A 17,018-nucleotide genomic window follows, 5' to 3' on the forward strand; every position below is an offset into this window, starting at 1 on the left:
GACCACGACCACCAGGCCACGCGAGTCCCCGAGCCAGTCGGCGGCGTCGCGCAGGCACTCGTCGAAGGCGTCCTTGTTGGCCCCGAAGTAGTACGGGAACTGCAGCGCCGCCGCGAACTCGTCGAACACCGCGGACACTGTCGCCATCGCCCGCCCACGGACCACCCGGGTGGTGTAGCCGGCGGCGGCCATCACGTATGCCACGTTGTCCGCGGCCCGTGGGGAGGCGGTGAGCAGGCCGACCGCCGGGCCGGAACGGGCGGAGACGAATCCGGTCACCGTGGTCATCAGCGCATCCTCACGAAGCTGGTGTAGTGGTCGGCGGTGTACCAGGCGGAACCGTCGCTGCCGGTGACGATCCGCTCCGCGTCGCGCGTCTCGCCGCGACGCTTCGGGTTGACGTCCCACTCCCGGTAGCTGACCGTAGCCCCCGACCCGGTCTTGGCGGGCAGCGTCCGGTCCCGGTTACGCCAGGGGTCGCCGCCCTTGGTGCCCGGCGCGTTCGCCGAGTCCGGCCAGTCGCCGGCGTCGATCTCGGCGAGCGTCGCGAACGCGGCCGCGGTGATCGCGGCCGGGACCACCCCGCGGGGGTCGGCGGTCTGCGGTGGCACCTCTACTTTCGTGACCGCCCCGTCGGCACCGACCGCCAGTCGTTGCGGCGTCGTCGACGGCGACCCGGCCTGCACCTGGCTCGACTTCGCCGCGACTGTTTCCGACACCGCGAACGAATCCGACGTGGAATCGTCGCCTTGGCCGGTGAAGACGAAGGTCGCGATGGCGACGAGGACCGCCAGCAGGACCCCGACGACGACGCGCGAGCGGGTCCCGAGCCGGCTCACCGGTACTGGACCGTGACCGGCGCGTGGTCGGACCAGCGCTGGTCGTAGGCCGCGGCCCGCTCGACGACGGCCTCCTTGGCCAGCTCCGCGAGCGCGGGGGTGCACACCTGGTAGTCGATGCGCCAGCCGGAGTCGTTGTCGAATGCCTTGCCGCGGTAGGACCACCACGTGTACGGCCCGTCCACGTCCGGGTGCAGCCCGCGCATCACGTCCACCCAGCCGAACTCGCCGAACACCGAGCCCATCCAGTCCCGCTCGTGCGGGAGGAACCCGGAGTTCTTCTTGTTGCCCTTGTGGTTCTTCAGGTCCCGTTCGGTGTGCGCGATGTTCCAGTCGCCGCACACCGCGACCTTCCTGCCGTCCCGCTCCGCCTGGGCTGCCGTCGAGGCGAGGTGCGCGCCGAACGAGTCGAGGAAGCGCTCCTTCTCCTCCTGGCGCGGCGTCTGCGCCTCCCCCGATGGCAGGTAGAGGCTGGCGACGGTCAGGTCGTCGAAGTCGGCCTCGAGGTAGCGGCCCGCGTCGGCGAACTCGTCGTCGCCGTGGCCGATCCGCACCGCGTCGGCGGGCCGGCGGGAGAGCACGGCCACCCCGTTGCGGCCCTTCGCGGAGGGTTCGGCGGAGGCGAGGTGCCAGCCGCCGTCGAGCGCGGGCGCGAGCGACTTGGCCAGCTGCGCGTCGGTGGCCCGGGTCTCCTGAAGGCAGACGACGTCGGCCTCGGTGGTGCTGAGCCACTCCAGCAGTCCCTTCGTGGCTGCGGCTCGGATTCCGTTGACGTTGACGGTCGAAATGATGTGCGGCACGGCAAGCACCGTATCCAAGAGCACCGCGAAAATCAGATCGCGGCGGCCGCGGCGGCCCGGCGCTGCAGGATCACGGCGGCCGCCAGCACCCCGAGCCCGGCCACGGCCAGCAACGATCCCACCGCCGCCGGCGCCGTGTACCCGTACCCGGCGGCGATCACCACGCCGCCGATCCAGGCGCCGAACGCGTTGGCGATGTTGAGCGCGGCGTGGTTGAGGGAGGCCGCGAGGGTCTGCGCGTCCTCCGCGACGTCCATCAGCCGGGTCTGCAGTCCCGGCACCAGCGACGAGCCCGCGACGCCGACGAGGAACACGAACACCAGCGCGGTCACCGGGTTCCGGACGGCCAGCACGAACACCGCCAGGATCACCGCCATCGCGGCCATCGCGCCGAACAGTCCCGGCATCAGGGCCCGGTCGGCCAGGTAGCCGCCGAGGTAGTTGCCGGCCACCATGCCGACCCCGTAGATCATCAGGGCGAGCGGGACGAGGGACTTCGCCAGCCCGGACACCTCGGTCAGCGTGCTGCTGATGTAGCTGTAGACGGCGAACATCCCGCCGAAGCCGACCATGCCGACGATCAGCGTCATCCACACCTGGACCCGCCGCAGCGCCCCGAGCTCGGTGACGGGATTGGTCACCGGCATGCCGTCGAGCCGCGGGATCCAGGCCGCCAGCGCGGCCACGGTGGCGACCCCGATGACGGCGACCAGGGCGAACGCGCTGCGCCAACCGAGGCCCTGTCCGATCCACGTCGCCACCGGCACCCCGACCACGTTCGCCACCGACAGCCCCATCATCACCGTCGCCACGGCCTTCGCCCGGTGCCCGGGCTCCGCGAGGTAGGCGGCCACCAGCGCGGCCACCCCGAAGTAGGCGCCGTGCGGCAGACCGGCGACGAACCGCGCGACCATCAGCGTCGAGTAGGACGGCGCGAGCACCGACGCGACGTTGCCGACGGTGAAGGCGACCATCAGCGCGATCAGCAGCGTGCGCCGCGGCACCCGCGCCGACAGTGCTGCAATGGTCGGCGCGCCGATCACCACGCCGAGCGCGTAGGCGGAGATCAGGTGCCCGGCCGTCGGCTCGGAGATCCCGAGGCCGCTGGACATCTCGGGCAGCAGGCCCATCGCGACGAACTCGGTGGTGCCGATGCCGAAGCCGCCGAGGCACAGCGCGAGGATCGCCGGCCGCCGGGAGACACCACGGGTGGGGCCGGTTTCGAGCTCGGGACTGGGCGACGACAACTGCACTGGGTCAATGGTGGTCGCCGCGCCCGCGGAAGCGCCAGGTGAGACGGTGTGAGTTCACTCACCGGGTACCGCGAGCCGGTCCCGGGACGACGAAACGGGACGCCCGGATGTCCGGGCGTCCCGTTTCGTGGGTCAGTCCTGGCGAACTAGCGAAGTGCGTACGCCTTCTGCAGGTTCTCGTCCAGGGCGCCGAGGAACTCCTCGGTGGTCAGGTAGCCCTGGTCCCCGCCGACGAGCGAGGCGAGGTCCTTGGTCATCTGGCCGCCCTCGACGGTCTTGATGACGACGTCCTCGAGCTGCTGCGCGAAGCCGATGACCTCGGGGGTGTTGTCCAGCTTGCCGCGGTGCTCGAGACCCCGGGTCCACGCGAAGATGGACGCGATCGGGTTGGTCGAGGTGGGCTTGCCCTGCTGGTGCTGGCGGTAGTGCCGCGTGACGGTGCCGTGCGCGGCCTCCGCCTCGACGGTCTTGCCGTCCGGGGTCATCAGCACGGAGGTCATCAGGCCGAGCGAGCCGTAGCCCTGCGCGACGGTGTCCGACTGGACGTCGCCGTCGTAGTTCTTGCAGGCCCAGACGTAGCCGCCCTCCCACTTGAGCGAGGAGGCCACCATGTCGTCGATCAGCCGGTGCTCGTAGGTCAGGCCCGCGGCGTCGAACTCCGCCTTGAACTCTTCCTCGAAGATCCGCTGGAACTCATCCTTGAACATGCCGTCGTAGGCCTTGAGGATGGTGTTCTTGGTCGAGAGGTAGACCGGGTAGTTCTGCTGCAGGCCGTATGCCAGCGAGGCCCGCGCGAAGTCCTGGATCGACTTCTTGTAGTTGTACATGCCCATCACGACGCCGCCGTCTTCCGGCATCTGGCACACCTCGTGCTGGATCGGCTCGCTGCCGTCCTCCGGGGTGAAGGTGATGGTGACGGTGCCCGGTCCGCCGACCTTGAAGTCGGTGGCGCGGTACTGATCGCCGAAGGCGTGACGGCCGACGATCACCGGCTTGGTCCAACCCGGGACCAGGCGCGGGACGTTGGAGATCAGAATCGGCGCACGGAAGATCGTGCCGCCGAGGATGTTTCGGATGGTGCCGTTGGGCGAACGCCACATCTTCTTGAGGCCGAACTCTTCGACTCGGGCCTCGTCCGGGGTGATCGTCGCGCACTTGACGCCGACGCCGTGCTTCTTGATCGCGTTTGCGGAGTCGATCGTGACCTGATCGTCGGTAGCGTCCCGGTGCTCAATACCCAGGTCGTAGTACTCGAGGTTCACATCCAGGTACGGATGGATCAGCTTGTCCTTGATGAACTGCCAGATGATGCGGGTCATCTCATCGCCGTCGAGTTCGACGACGGTTCCTTCAACCTTGATCTTGGACATGTGTACTTCGCGTCCTCCTAGGAAGTTTCCCCTGGTCACACGGTTCGAGGCCCGCTTTGTGGGCGAGGCCTCGACGCATCTCAATCAGTTACCCAATAAAAGGCGCAAAAACCGAGGCTTCCGCGCCAAACATGACAAGCGTACTGCTAGCGGCCCGATCCGCAAGCCCCGCCCCCGCCCCGCCGCTACCTACCGGCGGGTAACTTTGCGCTGGTCAGCGCGGATGTCGGGGACGAGCGCACCGATCCCCCGGTGCAGGGCCCAGGCCAACGGCACCGAGATCGCCACGGTCGAGGCGAACAGCAGCGCGGTCGAACCCTGGAACGGCCCGTAGCCCAGTGCCGCGAACACCAGCTCCAGCACCAGCAGGTGCACGAGGAACAACTCGTAGGAGATCTCGCCGAGCCACACCACCGGCGCGGACGCGAACACCCGCCCGAGCGGGCCGCCGTCGTCGCCGATGACCAGCGGGGCCAGCAGACACACAGCCACCATCAGGTACAGCAGCGACTTCACCACCGCCTCGCCCGCGTCCGCGGGCACGATGGTCGCCTCCCCGGCCAGCGGGGTGCAGGCCAGGGCGAAGAAGTACAGCGCCAGCCCGCCGGCCGCGTACGGGTTGCACCGCCGAACGGTGGCCGCGCCGAGGGCGAGCAGCATCCCGCCGGCGAACCAGGCGACGAAGCCGGGCAACCACAGTCGCGCGACGTAGGGCAGACCGAAGTCCCCGTGCGTGAACACCGTCCACAGCGGCGTGACCGCCACGATCCCGAGCAGCGCCGCGGCCATCCGCCACGGCCGCCACTGCCCGCGGCAGACCGCCGAGACCACCACCGCGCCCAGCGCGGGCAGCACCAGGTAGAACGAGGCCTCCACGGCCAGGCTCCACATCTGCGTCAGGCCCGCGTGCAGGTCCCCCGCCCGGTAGATCTGGGTCAGGGTCAGGTTGCGCGCGAACCCCGACCAGCCGAGTCCGGTGACCCCCGGGTCCCGGAACAGGTAGACCGCGTAGACGACCACCACGACCGCCCAGTACGCGGGCAGGATCCGGCGGGCCCGGTGCCACAGGTAGGTCCCCGTCTCGGGAACCGCACCGGCCCCCGCGGCGGCCCGCACCCAGGGCCGGAACAGCAGGAATCCCGAGAGCACGAAGAAGACGGTGACGCCGATCTCGAGCCGGGCGTACACCGCCCCGAGCAGGTCCGGGGTGTAGCGGCCGGTCCAGAACGCGGCGTGGGTGCCCACCACCAGCAGGGCGGCGAGGGCACGTACCCCGGTGAGCGCGGCGATCCGCGACGGCGCCCGCTGGACCGCCGCGACCTCGTCGAGACCCACCGCCATCGCGCCACCCCCGGTTCCGCCGACCCACGGGCCGCCGGCCGGCCACGGGTTCTCGGCCGGGCCAGACCCTAGGGCACGTCTCCCAGTCCCCGTTTCGGCGCCCCCGGCGCCCGAGCGCCGCCCCGCTGCGTTGTCGTCGGCGCCCGATACGACCCCGGGCCGCCGGGACCGGCCCGGCCGGGTTTCGACTCGGCCGCGCCGCGGCACTGTCGCCGACGCCGCCGACGGAGTGTGATGGAGGGGTATGTACGCCGTCGACAGGAGCTGACGATGGACGAGCATCCCGCCGCGGGCCCACGACCGGTCCGCGCGCCCCGCGGCACCACGCTGTCCTGTCGCGGCTGGCCGCAGGAGGCTGCGCTGCGGATGCTGATGAACAACCTGGACCCGGACGTCGCCGAGCGGCCCGACGACCTCGTCGTCTACGGCGGCACGGGGCGCGCGGCCCGCAGCTGGGAGGCCTTCGAGGCGATCGTGCGGACGCTGCGGACCCTCGCCGGCGACGAGACGATGCTGGTGCAGTCGGGCAAGCCGGTGGGGGTGTTCCGGACCCACGAGTGGGCGCCCCGGGTGCTGATCGCCAACTCGAACCTGGTCGGCGACTGGGCCACCTGGCCGGAGTTCCRCCGGCTCGAGGCGCTCGGCCTGACCATGTACGGGCAGATGACCGCGGGCTCGTGGATCTACATCGGCAGCCAGGGCATCCTGCAGGGCACCTACGAGACGTTTGGCGCGGTCGCCCGGAAGCGGTTCGGGGGCTCGCTGGCGGGGACCATCACCCTGACCGCCGGGCTGGGCGGCATGGGCGGGGCACAGCCGCTGGCGGTGACCATGAACGGCGGTGTCGCGATCTGCGTCGAGTGCGACCCGGACCGGATCAATCGCCGCATGGCGCATCACTACCTGGACGCGAAGACCGAGAGCGTCGAGTCGGCGCTGGAGATGGCCGTCCTCGCCCGCAACGAGGGTCGCCCGCTGTCGATCGGGCTGCTCGGCAACGCGGCCGAGGTGCTCCCCCGGCTGCTCGCGATCAACGCGCCGATCAACGTCGTCACCGACCAGACGTCCGCACACGACCCGCTGTGCTACCTGCCCGTCGGCGTCACCGTCGAGGACTGGCACCGGCTGGCCGAGAGGGACCCCGTCTGGTTCACCGAGGAGGCGCGCGCGTCGATGGCCCGGCACGTCGCGGCGATGGTCGGCTTCATGGATGCCGGCGCGGAGGTCTTCGACTACGGCAACTCGATTCGCGACGAGGCCCGGAAGGGCGGTTACGACAGGGCATTCGACTTCCCCGGCTTCGTCCCCGCGTACATCCGCCCGCTGTTCGAGGAGGGCCGCGGCCCGTTCCGGTGGGCCGCGCTCTCCGGCGACCCGGCCGACATCGCCGCCACCGACCGGGCGGTGGCGGAGCTCTTCCCGGGCGACGAGCACCTGCGGAGGTGGCTCACCCTCGCCGGGCAGAAGGTCCGGTTCGAGGGCCTGCCCGCCCGGATCTGCTGGCTCGGCTACGGCGAACGGCACCGGGCGGGTCTGCGGCTCAACGAGATGGTGGCGTCCGGCGAACTGAGCGCCCCGGTCGTCATCGGCCGCGACCACCTCGACGCCGGCTCGGTCGCGTCCCCGTACCGCGAGACCGAGGCGATGGCCGACGGCTCGGACGCCATCGCCGACTGGCCGCTGCTCAACGCCCTGCTCAACACCGCCTCCGGGGCGTCCTGGGTGTCGATCCACCACGGCGGCGGCGTCGGGATGGGCCGCTCGATCCACGCCGGTCAGGTGTGCGTCGCCGACGGCACCGAACTGGCCGCCCGCAAGCTCGAGCGGGTGCTCACCAACGACCCGGGCACGGGGGTGGTCCGGCACGTGGACGCCGGCTACCCGCGGGCCGCCGAGGTCGCTGCCGAGCGCGGCATCCGGATCCCGATGTGGGAGCGGTGACGGCGTGCCCGGGCACCCCTGGGTGGTCGTCGACAACATCGGCGCCCTCGTCACCAACGACCCCGCGGCGGGCACCGGCCCGCTCGGCGTGATCCACGACGCCGCGGTGGTGCTCGGCGACGGGATCGTCCAGTGGGTCGGGCCGCGTTCGCGCCTGCCCGGCGGCGGCGCCGACACGAGGTACGACCTCGGCGGCCGTGCGGCCCTGCCCGGATTCGTCGACAGCCACGCACATCTCGTCTTCTACGGCGACCGGGCGGAGGAGTTCGCGGCGAGGGTGAGTGGTGTCCCCTACCGTGCCGGCGGCATCCGCGCCACCGTCGCCGCCACCCGCGCCGCCACCAATGCCGAACTCGGCGCGAACACCGCCCGCCTGGTCGCCGAGGCACTGCGCTCCGGGACCACGACGATCGAGTGCAAGTCGGGCTACGGCCAGACCGTCGCGGACGAACTGCGCAGCCTCGCGATCGCGGCCGCCTGCACCGACGAGACGACACTGCTCGCCGCGCACGTCACCCCGCCGGAATTCGAGGGCCGCACGGACGAGTACGTGCAGATGGTGTGTGAGTGGATGATCCCGGTGTGCGCGCCGCACGCCCGGTGGGTCGACGTGTTCTGCGAGGCCGGCGCCTTCGACGCCGACCAGTCCCGGGCGGTACTCGAGGCGGGCGTCGCGGCCGGGCTCACCCCGCGCGTGCACGGCAACCAACTCGGCCCCGGCCCGGGCGTCCGGCTCGCCGTCGAACTGGGCGCGGCGTCCGTGGACCACGTCACCTACGCCACCGACGCGGACGTCGAGGCGCTGGCGGCGGGCGACACCGTGGCGACGCTGCTGCCCGGCGCCGACTTCTGCGCCCGCGGAAGGTATCCCGACGCCAGGGCGCTGCTCGACGCCGGCGTGACGGTCGCGCTGGCCTCGGACTGCAACCCCGGCACCTCCTACACCACCAGCATCCCGTTCGCGATCGCACTGGCGGTGCGGGAGCTTCGGATGAGCCCGGACGAGGCCGTGTGGGCGGCCACGGCCGGCGGCGCGGCGGCATTGCGGCGGGGCGACATCGGCAGCATCCGGGTCGGCATGCGCGCCGACCTGATCGCGTTGGACGCGCCGTCGCACCTGTACCTGGCCTACCGGCCGGGGGTCCCGCTGGTGCGTGAGGTGTGGACGGAGGGACGACTGAGATGACCGGAGTGGACATCGCCCCACCCGAGTGGTCCGGGCGCGACGACGGACCCGGGCCGGAGCACCTGCGCTGGCACGGCGCGGTCTCCCCCTACGACGCCGGCGCGGCGCCGGGCGCCTGCGTCCTGGTCGGGTTCCGCAGCGACGAGGGGGTGCGGCGCAACAAGGGCAGGCCGGGCGCGGCCCGGGGCCCGGCGACCCTGCGTCACGCGCTCGCGTCCACGGCGCTGGCGCGGCCGGTGCGCCTGTTCGACGCCGGCGACGTGGYGGTGACCGGGTCGRACCTCGAGGGCGCGCAGCAGCGGCTCGGCGCGGCGGTCGCGGGCTTGCTCGACGCCGGGCACTTCGTGACGGTCCTCGGGGGCGGTCACGAGGTGGCCTTCGGCAGCTACCTGGGCATCGCGCGCAGCGCCGCCGTCGCGGCCGGTGCCCGGATGGGGGTGCTGAACCTCGACGCCCACTTCGACCTTCGCGACGACGCGGCGCCCAGCTCCGGGACGCCGTTCCGTCAGATGGCCGAACACGAAGCGGCGCAGGGCCGCTCACTGAACTACGCAGTGCTCGGCATAGCGCAACCCGGTAACACCGCGGCCCTGTTCTCCCGGGCCGATGCGCTCGGCGTGCGGTACCTGCTCGACGAGGAGTGCGGCCCGTCGAACCTGCCCGCGGTCGAGTCGTTCGTCGAGGAGTTCCTCGGCTCGGTCGACCTGGTGCACCTGAGCGTCGACCTCGACGTGCTGCCCGCGGCGGTCGCACCCGGCGTCAGCGCCCCGGCGGCGTTCGGGGTGAGCCTCGAGGTGGTCTCGCGGGTGTGCGAGCTCGTCACGGTCAGCGGCAAGCTCGCCCTGTTCGAGGTGGCCGAGCTCAGTCCCGTGCTGGACTTCGACAACCGCACGGCGCGGACGGCGGCCCGTCTGATCCACCGGGTGGTCACCGGTCGCACCCAACCGGAACCCGCGACATGAACCCCCAGCGGATCGTGATTCTCGGCGGCGGTTTCGCGGGCCTGTGGAGCGCGGCCGGCGCCGCCCGCAAGCTCGACGAGCTCGGCGCCGGACCCGACGTGGCACGGGTGACGTTGGTCAATCGCAACGGATTTCACGGCATCCGGGTCCGCAACTACGAGGCCGACATCGGGCCGGCCCGCGTCCCGCTCGCGGACGTCCTGGACCCCATCGGCGTCGAYCTGGTGCGGGGCGAGGTGACCAGCGTGGACCTGCCCGGGCGGTGCGTCACCGTCGGGACGGCCGCGGGGCCGCGGGTCCTGCCGTACGACCGGTTGGTCTTCGCGCTCGGCAGCGAACTCGCCCGCCCGCCCGTCCCCGGGCTCGCCGAGCACGCGTTCGACGTCGACACCTACGACCACGCCGTCCGGTTGACGGCGCACCTCGATTCCCTGGCCGACGCCGGTCCGTACCCCGGTCAGTTCACCGTCGTCGTGGTCGGTGCCGGGTTGACCGGCATCGAGACCGCGACCGAAATGCCCGGCCGGCTTCGGACCGTTCTCGCCCGGGCCGGTCAGTCCGGCCCCGCCCGGGTGATCCTGGCGGACCACAACCCCCGAATGGGCTCGGACATGGGCGATTCGGCCCGGCCGGTCATCGACAGCGCGCTGGCCGAACTCGGGATCGAGGCCTGGCCGGGCACCGAGATCACCTCGATCGACCCGACCGGCATCCGGCTCGGCTCCGGCACCGGCACCGACGTTCCCGCGGGCACGGTGATCTGGTGTGCGGGCATGCGCGCCAGTCCGCTGACGCGACTGTTCCCGGTCGAGCGCGACCGCCTCGGACGCCTGCACGTCGACGAGTTCCTGCGACTACCCGGCCAGCCCGGGGTGTTCGCGGCGGGAGACTCGGCGCGCGCGATGGTCGACGCGGGCCGGCCCTCGGTGATGTCCTGCCAGCACGGGCGGCCGATGGGACGCGTCGCCGGGCACAACGTGGTGGCCGACCTGATCGGCGTGCCGATGATCGCCCTGCGCATCGCCTGGTACGTCACCGTCCTCGACCTGGGACCCGCCGGCGCCGTCTACACGGAGGGCTGGGACCGTCGGGTCGTCACCACGGGCGCCGCCGCCAAGGCGACGAAGCAGACCATCAACTGCCGGCGCATCTATCCGCCGCCCGGCGGTGACCGCGCCGCGATCCTCGCCGCCGCCGCGCCGCTCGTGCAGGAGCCGCCGAAGGCCTGAGCGCCTCCCGCACCGCGGTTCCGCGGTCAGGCCAGCGGCACCGGTTCCGGCTCGTCCTCCTGCGCCGCCGGCCGCCGCGCCACGAAGACGCGGTAGGCGATCGTGAGCAGCGCCAACCACACCAGGCCGACGACCAGTGCCACCCGGGTGTCGGCGACCACCGCCAGCACCGCGACCACGAACAGCAGGAAGCCGAATGCCGCCCACTGCCCGTACGGCCAGAACGGCACCGGGAACCGCAGCGCGGCCACCTCGTCCTCGCTCATCTGCTTCCGCGACGCGTACTGCGAGAGCAGGATCATCAGCCAGACGAAGATGGTCGCGAAGGTGGCGATCGACGCGATGACCAGGAACACCCGGTCCGGGATCAGGTAGTTGAGCAGGACCGCCAGCAACAGCGCGCCGGTCATCACCACGACGGTCATCCACGGCACGCCGCTGCGCGAGACCCGCTTCATCACCGCCGGCGCCTGGCCGCGCTGGGCCATCCCGTACATCATCCGGCCGGCGCCGAAGACGTCGCTGTTGATCGCCGAGAGCGCTGCGGTGATCACCACGATGTTGAGGACCGTCGCGGCCGGACCGATCCCGAGCCCGGAGAAGATCTCCACGAACGGGCTGCCCTCCGACCCGATCTCCTGCCACGGGTTCAGCGCCATGATCACGGCGAGGGTGAGCACGTAGAACAGCACGATCCGGACCGGCACGGTGTTGACCGCCCGCGGGATGGTGTGCGCGGGGTCCTCGGCCTCCCCCGCGGTGATGCCGATGATCTCGGTGCCGCCGAACGCGAACATCACGATCGCGAAGGAGGCCACGAAGCCGCCGAACCCGGTCGCGAAGAAGCCGCCGTCGGTCCACAGGTTGCTCACCCCGACGCTGGTGTCGTGGACGCCGAAGCCGAAGATCAGGATGGCCGCACCGCCGACGATCATCGCGACGATGGCGGTCACCTTGACCAGGGTGAACCAGAACTCCATCTCGCCGAACACGCGGACGCTGAGCAGGTTCATCGCGCCGATGAAGAACACGATGGCCAGGACCCAGATCCACCGGGGCACGTCCGGGAACCAGAAGCCCATGTAGATGCCGAACGCGGTCACGTCCGCCAGGCAGACGACGATCATCTCGAAGGTGTACGTCCAGCCGGTCACGAAACCGGCCAGCGGCCCCAGGTGCTTGCTGGCGTACTCGCCGAACGACCCCGACACCGGGTTGCTCACCGCCATCTCGCCGAGCGCCCGCAGCACGATGTACACCGCGGCGCCGCCGATCAGGTAGGCGAGCAGCACGGACGGGCCGGCCTTCTCGATCGCCTCCGCGGAGCCGTAGAACAGCCCGGTCCCGATGGCGGATCCCAGTGCGATGAATCGGATGTGACGCGCGGTGAGACCCCGGGTCAGCGCCCCTGCGGCGGCTTTCACGATCGGTTCTCCCCAAGGTGGTGGGCGAATCACAGGCGGGCGAACTCACGCCCGGTGGGCGCGTCTCGCGGAGTGAATACGGGCGGCCAGCACTTTAGTCCTGTAACGCCGGTCACTGACGCCCGGCTGACCGCCCCGTACCCGGTGGCGCTACGATCGGCGGCAGGTCAAGAGTTCCAGCGTCAAGCCCCGGCTCGCTGGTCGGCAACCCTCCATCCGCGGTGGGGTGCCCCGGGTGAAGACCTGGTTGTTCGAAGCAGAAGTGTCGGATGACAAGCGCGGGTCCGTCGGGACGGACCCACAGACCGGGCCACGACCCACCGGAGGTTCACCGTGTGTTGCTCTCGCTGACAGTCCCCATGTGTCCATCGGCGCACCGATCGCGCCTGGTCCAGGCGCACTGACCGCGCCGACCTCCCCCATCTTCTTCTGGAGCAGAGCCCACATGAGCGAGAACACCCCCACCCCCGACCCGACCTCGGCCTGGAGCTTCGAGACCAAGCAGATCCATGCCGGTGCGTCCGCCGACAGCAACACCAACGCCCGCGCGCTGCCGATCTACCAGACCACGTCGTACACCTTCGACAACACCGACCACGCCGCGGCGCTGTTCGGACTGGCGGAGCCGGGCAACATCTACACCYGGATCATGAACCCGACGCAGGATGCCGTCGAGCAGCGGATCGCGGCGCTCGAGGGCGGTGTGGCCGCGCTGCTGCTCTCCTCCGGGCAGGCCGCCGCCACCACGGCGCTGCTGAACATCGCCGAGTCGGGCGACCACATCGTCTCCAGCCCGCGGCTCTACGGCGGCACGTACAACCTGTTCCGCTACACCCTGCCGAAGCTCGGCGTCACCGTGAGCTTCGTCGAGGACCCCGACGACCTCGACCAGTGGCGTGCGGCGATCCAGCCGAACACCAAGGCCTTCTTCGGCGAGACCATCTCCAACCCGATGAACGACGTGCTCGACGTCCCGGGCATCGCGGCGGTCGCACACGAGAACGGCCTCCCGCTGATCGTCGACAACACCGTCGCGTCGCCCTACCTGCTGCAGCCGCTCGCGCACGGCGCCGACATCGTGGTGCACTCGGCGACGAAGTACCTCGGCGGGCACGGCACCGCCATCGCCGGCGTCATCGTCGACGGCGGCAACTTCGACTGGACCCAGGGCCGGCACACCAACTTCACCACCCCGGACCCCAGCTACCACGGTGTGGTGTTCGCCGACCTCGGCGCACCCGCCTTTGCGCTCAAGGCACGGGTGCAGTTGCTGCGCGACATGGGCCCGGCGGTGTCGCCGTTCAACGCGTTCCTGATCGGCCAGGGGCTCGAGACCCTGAGCCTGCGGATGGAGCGGCACGTGGCCAACGCGCAGCGGGTCGCCGAGTTCCTGCAGGACCGGCCGGAGGTCACCTCGGTCGCCTACGCCGGGCTGGCGTCCTCGCGCTGGCACGAGCGGGCACAGCAGCTCGCCCCGCGCGGCCCGGGCGCCATCGTGGCGTTCGAGCTGGCCGGCGGGATCGACGCGGGCAAGAAGTTCGTCGATGCCCTTTCCCTGCACAGCCACGTCGCTAACATCGGCGACGTGCGTTCCCTCGTCATCCACCCCGCGTCCACCACCCACTCGCAGCTGAGCCCCGAGGAGCAGCTGGCAGCGGGCGTCACGCCGGGCCTGGTCCGGCTCGCGGTGGGCATCGAGGGAATCGACGACATCCTGGCCGACCTCGAGACCGGCTTCGAGGCGGCGACATCTTGACCGTCAGCTCCTTTTCAGGCGCCCGTTCGGGGCGGCAGGCTCTGGCCTTCCCCGCCCCGGACGGACGCCTGACGAGCGTCGACATCGGCGAGCTGCAGCTCGAGAACGGCGCCGTGCTGTCCTCGGTGACACTGGCCCTGCAGGTCTGGGGGGTGCCCAACGCCGCGCGCGACAACGTGGTGCTGGTCGAACACGCGCTCACCGGCGACTCGCATGTCACCGGTCCCGCCGGCGCGTCCCACCCCTCCCCCGGCTGGTGGGACGGCATGGTCGGACCGGGCGCGCCGCTCGACACCGACGAGTGGTGCGTCCTCGCCACCAACGTGCTCGGCGGCTGCCGGGGTAGCACCGGGCCGACGACGCTCGCACCGGACGGCCGTCGGTGGGGGTCCCGCTTCCCGGAGACGTCCATCCGTGACCAGGTGGCCGCCGAGGTGGCGCTCGCCGACGTGCTCGGCATCGAGCGGTTCGCGTCCGTCATCGGCGGCTCGATGGGCGGCATGCGGACCCTCGAGTGGGCCGTCGGCCATCCCGACCGGGTGGCGTCCGCGCTGATCCTTGCGGTCGGTGCCCGCGCGACCGCCGACCAGATCGGCACCCAGACCACCCAGATCGCGGCCATCACGAGCGATCCCGACTGGCAGGGCGGCGACTACCACGACACCGGCCGGGTCCCCCGGGCCGGATTGCGCATCGCGCGCCGGATCGCGCACCTGACCTACCGCACCGAGCACGAGCTCGACACCCGGTTCGGCAACGTCGCACAGCCCGGCGAGGACCCGTGGCACGGCGGCCGGTACGCGGTCCAGAGCTACCTCGAGCACCAGGCCGACAAGCTCGTGGCACGCTTCGATCCGGCCACGTACGTCCTGCTCACCGAGGCGATGAACCGGCACGACGTGGGCCGGGGGCGCGGCGGCATCGAGGCCGCGCTGGCCGGGTGCACCGTCCCGGTCATCGTCGGCGGCGTCGACTCGGACCGGCTCTACCCTCTGCGCCAGCAGGAGGAGCTTGCCGACCACCTGGCCGGCTGCGAGGGCCTGCGGGTGGTGAACTCCAAGGACGGTCACGACGGCTTCCTGACCGAGGCCGAGTGGGTCACGAACCTGCTCGGCGAGACCATGACGCTGGCCCGTGCCGGTCGCCACGGCCCCGCCGGTTAACTTTCGACCATCCCCGCAACACCCGTCTCACCCGGTTACCAGAATTTGCTGGACGGTCGGCCAGAATTGGCTGATTGCGCCTCCACTGACGTACCGGGTCACTACCATCGGCCCGGTGCGCTCATCTGTGATTCAACCCAGCTCTACGCCTGACTCGCCGCAGACCGAGGTGGCAACGCCCCCGACCGGGCGCGACGACGTCGCGGCGTCCGCGGCCGGTGCCCGGGCATTCGCGCCGTTCCCCCCGTCGGACGGAAGCCTGACCAGTATCGACATCGGTGCGCTACAGCTCGAGAGCGGTGCGGTGCTGCCGGACGTGACCATCGCGATGCAGTGCTGGGGCACCCCGAGCCCGAATCTGGACAACATCGTGCTGATCGAGCACGCGCTGACCGGTGACTCGCACGTCACCGGCCCGGCCGGTCCCGACCACGTCACCGCCGGGTGGTGGAACGGCATGGTCGGTCCGGGGGCGCCGATCGACACCGACGAGTGGTGCGTGCTCGTCACCAACGTGCTCGGCAGCTGCCGCGGAACGACCGGACCGAGCACGCCCGCACCGGACGGCCAGATCTGGGGATCGCGTTTCCCCGCGATCTCCATCCGCGATCAGGTCGAGGCGGAGCGCGTGCTGGCGGACGCCCTGGGGATCGCACAGTTCGCGACCGTCATCGGCGGCTCGTTGGGCGGCATGCGCACCCTCGAATGGATGATCGGCCACCCCGACCGGATCCGCTCGGCGCTGCTCCTCGCGGTCAGTCCCCGCGCGACCGCGGACCAGATCGGCGGCCACACCGCCCAGATCGACGTCATCGCCGCGGACCCGAACTGGCACGGCGGCGACTACTACGGCACCGGTGTCTCGCCCGACAACGGCCTGAACATCGCCCGCCGGTTCGCCCACCTGACCTACCGCGGCGCGGCGGCCATGGACGACCAGTTCGCGAATGCCGCGCAGGAGGGCGAGGACATCTGGAACGGCGGCCGCTACGCGGTCCAGAGCTACCTCGAGTACCACGCGAACAAGCTGGTGACGACGTTCGACGCCGGCTCCTTCGTTGCCCTCACCCACTGCGCCAACAAGCACGACGTCGGTCGCGGCCGCGGCGGCATCGAAGCTGCCCTGCGGTCGACCCCTGTCCCGGTGGTCGTCGGCGCCATCGACTCGGACCGGATCATCCCGCTGCACCAGGCCCAGGCCATGGCGGAGCTGCTCCCGGGTTGCGACGGCATTCGGGTGGTGCACTCGCCGGCCGGGCACGACGGCTTCCTCACCGAGGTCGAGTGGGTCACCGAGCTGATGGGCGAGACCCTGGCGCTGGCCAGGGTCGGACGCACCGCCCCGTAGTCGAGGTGAGGCCGGTGCTGCCGCCACCAGGGCGGCAGCACCGGCACGCCTTCAGCTGCTTGTTCAGGCGCGCACCGGCGACTCAGGCGCGGCTCAGCCGGTGCCCAGGGGGTCGATCGAGACCGACAACCACACGATCGCGACACCGACCGTCGTCATCGCGGCCACGTCGAAGCGCTGACCACGCACCGCCAGCACCCCGACGTCCTCGGGCGCCAGGCACAACCGGAAGCCCGCCGCCACCAGCGTCGCGAGCCCGAAGACGAAGGCGCCGCGGCGCCACCGGTCGGCCAGCACGAACACGGCGGCGACCAGCACCACGGCGAGCACCGCCAGCAACGGCAGGTTCCGGCGGGCGAGCCGGAGCCAGCCGTTGGTGGTCGACGACCGGGCAGCGATCACGTGG

General features: G+C 71.3%; 15 protein-coding genes and 1 riboswitch. Of the genes, 7 read left to right on the forward strand and 8 right to left on the reverse strand.

From position 1 onward, the window contains the following. The 6 genes from AC1DU4_RS20090 to AC1DU4_RS20115 form a co-directional block, all read right to left on the reverse strand. Positions 1-288, reverse strand: a 288-nt coding sequence (locus tag AC1DU4_RS20090; RefSeq protein ID WP_477842787.1) for a barstar family protein, incomplete at its 3' end; no start/stop codon positions are given. After that, positions 288-839 carry a ribonuclease domain-containing protein gene (locus AC1DU4_RS20095; protein ID WP_477842789.1) on the reverse strand — a complete coding sequence of 184 codons (552 nt, stop codon included), beginning with the start codon at positions 837-839 and terminating at the stop codon, positions 288-290. The genes AC1DU4_RS20090 and AC1DU4_RS20095, both read right to left, overlap by 1 nt. Next, entirely contained in the window at positions 836-1,639 is an 804-nt protein-coding gene (locus AC1DU4_RS20100) for an exodeoxyribonuclease III (protein WP_477842790.1), read from the reverse strand. Before AC1DU4_RS20100 ends, AC1DU4_RS20095 begins: the two co-directional genes overlap by 4 nt. Positions 1,640-1,671: 32 nt before the next feature. Next, positions 1,672-2,886, reverse strand: a complete 1,215-nt coding sequence (locus AC1DU4_RS20105) for an MFS transporter (protein ID WP_477842833.1) — start codon at positions 2,884-2,886, stop codon at positions 1,672-1,674. A 152-nt stretch (positions 2,887-3,038) separates the two neighbouring features. Next, positions 3,039-4,262, reverse strand: coding sequence for an NADP-dependent isocitrate dehydrogenase (locus AC1DU4_RS20110; RefSeq protein ID WP_072843708.1), 1,224 nt, complete (start codon positions 4,260-4,262; stop codon positions 3,039-3,041). 189 nt (positions 4,263-4,451) lie between these two features. Next, positions 4,452-5,603 (reverse strand): acyltransferase family protein, encoded by a 1,152-nt coding sequence (locus AC1DU4_RS20115; RefSeq protein ID WP_477842793.1) that lies wholly within the window; start codon positions 5,601-5,603, stop codon positions 4,452-4,454. Positions 5,604-5,873: 270 nt separating this feature from the next. On the opposite strand from AC1DU4_RS20115, the gene hutU reads away from it, so the two are divergent. The 4 genes from hutU to AC1DU4_RS20135 are packed head-to-tail and all read left to right on the forward strand — an operon-like array spanning position 5,874 to position 10,921. Further along, positions 5,874-7,544 carry a urocanate hydratase gene (gene hutU, locus AC1DU4_RS20120; protein WP_477842795.1) on the forward strand — a complete coding sequence of 557 codons (1,671 nt, stop codon included), beginning with the start codon at positions 5,874-5,876 and terminating at the stop codon, positions 7,542-7,544. 4 nt (positions 7,545-7,548) lie between these two features. Then, positions 7,549-8,730 carry an imidazolonepropionase gene (gene hutI / locus AC1DU4_RS20125; protein ID WP_477842797.1) on the forward strand — a complete coding sequence of 394 codons (1,182 nt, stop codon included), beginning with the start codon at positions 7,549-7,551 and terminating at the stop codon, positions 8,728-8,730. Continuing rightward, entirely contained in the window at positions 8,727-9,692 is a 966-nt protein-coding gene (hutG, locus tag AC1DU4_RS20130) for a formimidoylglutamase (RefSeq protein WP_477842799.1), read from the forward strand. The genes hutI and hutG overlap by 4 nt, the downstream gene beginning before the upstream one ends. After that, positions 9,689-10,921: an NAD(P)/FAD-dependent oxidoreductase gene (locus AC1DU4_RS20135; RefSeq protein WP_477842801.1), complete on the forward strand. Its 1,233-nt coding sequence runs from the start codon at positions 9,689-9,691 to the stop codon at positions 10,919-10,921. The genes hutG and AC1DU4_RS20135 overlap by 4 nt, the downstream gene beginning before the upstream one ends. A 26-nt stretch (positions 10,922-10,947) precedes the next feature. Here the strand turns inward: AC1DU4_RS20135 and AC1DU4_RS20140 are convergent, their stop codons facing one another. Then, positions 10,948-12,345: an amino acid permease gene (locus tag AC1DU4_RS20140; RefSeq protein ID WP_477842802.1), complete on the reverse strand. Its 1,398-nt coding sequence runs from the start codon at positions 12,343-12,345 to the stop codon at positions 10,948-10,950. Between the two features lie 165 nt (positions 12,346-12,510). Next, positions 12,511-12,630, forward strand: a riboswitch (SAM riboswitch). Between the two features lie 160 nt (positions 12,631-12,790). Between AC1DU4_RS20140 and AC1DU4_RS20145 the strand changes: the two genes are divergently transcribed. From AC1DU4_RS20145 to metX (AC1DU4_RS20155), 3 genes are all read left to right on the forward strand, one after another. Further along, entirely contained in the window at positions 12,791-14,101 is a 1,311-nt protein-coding gene (locus tag AC1DU4_RS20145; protein ID WP_477842804.1) for a bifunctional o-acetylhomoserine/o-acetylserine sulfhydrylase, read from the forward strand. Between the two features lie 41 nt (positions 14,102-14,142). Beyond that, positions 14,143-15,264 carry a homoserine O-acetyltransferase MetX gene (gene metX, locus AC1DU4_RS20150; RefSeq protein WP_477842835.1) on the forward strand — a complete coding sequence of 374 codons (1,122 nt, stop codon included), beginning with the start codon at positions 14,143-14,145 and terminating at the stop codon, positions 15,262-15,264. Between the two features lie 169 nt (positions 15,265-15,433). After that, on the forward strand, positions 15,434-16,612 hold the full coding sequence (gene metX, locus AC1DU4_RS20155; RefSeq protein WP_477842837.1) for a homoserine O-acetyltransferase MetX: 1,179 nt from the start codon (positions 15,434-15,436) through the stop codon (positions 16,610-16,612). 93 nt (positions 16,613-16,705) lie between these two features. On the opposite strand, the gene AC1DU4_RS20160 is transcribed toward metX (AC1DU4_RS20155), so the two are convergent. Next, positions 16,706-17,014 (reverse strand): DUF3017 domain-containing protein, encoded by a 309-nt coding sequence (locus AC1DU4_RS20160; protein WP_477842806.1) that lies wholly within the window; start codon positions 17,012-17,014, stop codon positions 16,706-16,708. Between the last annotated feature and the right edge of the window lie 4 nt (positions 17,015-17,018).

The sequence above is a fragment of the Rhodococcus sp. P4_F5 genome (assembly GCF_056401315.1).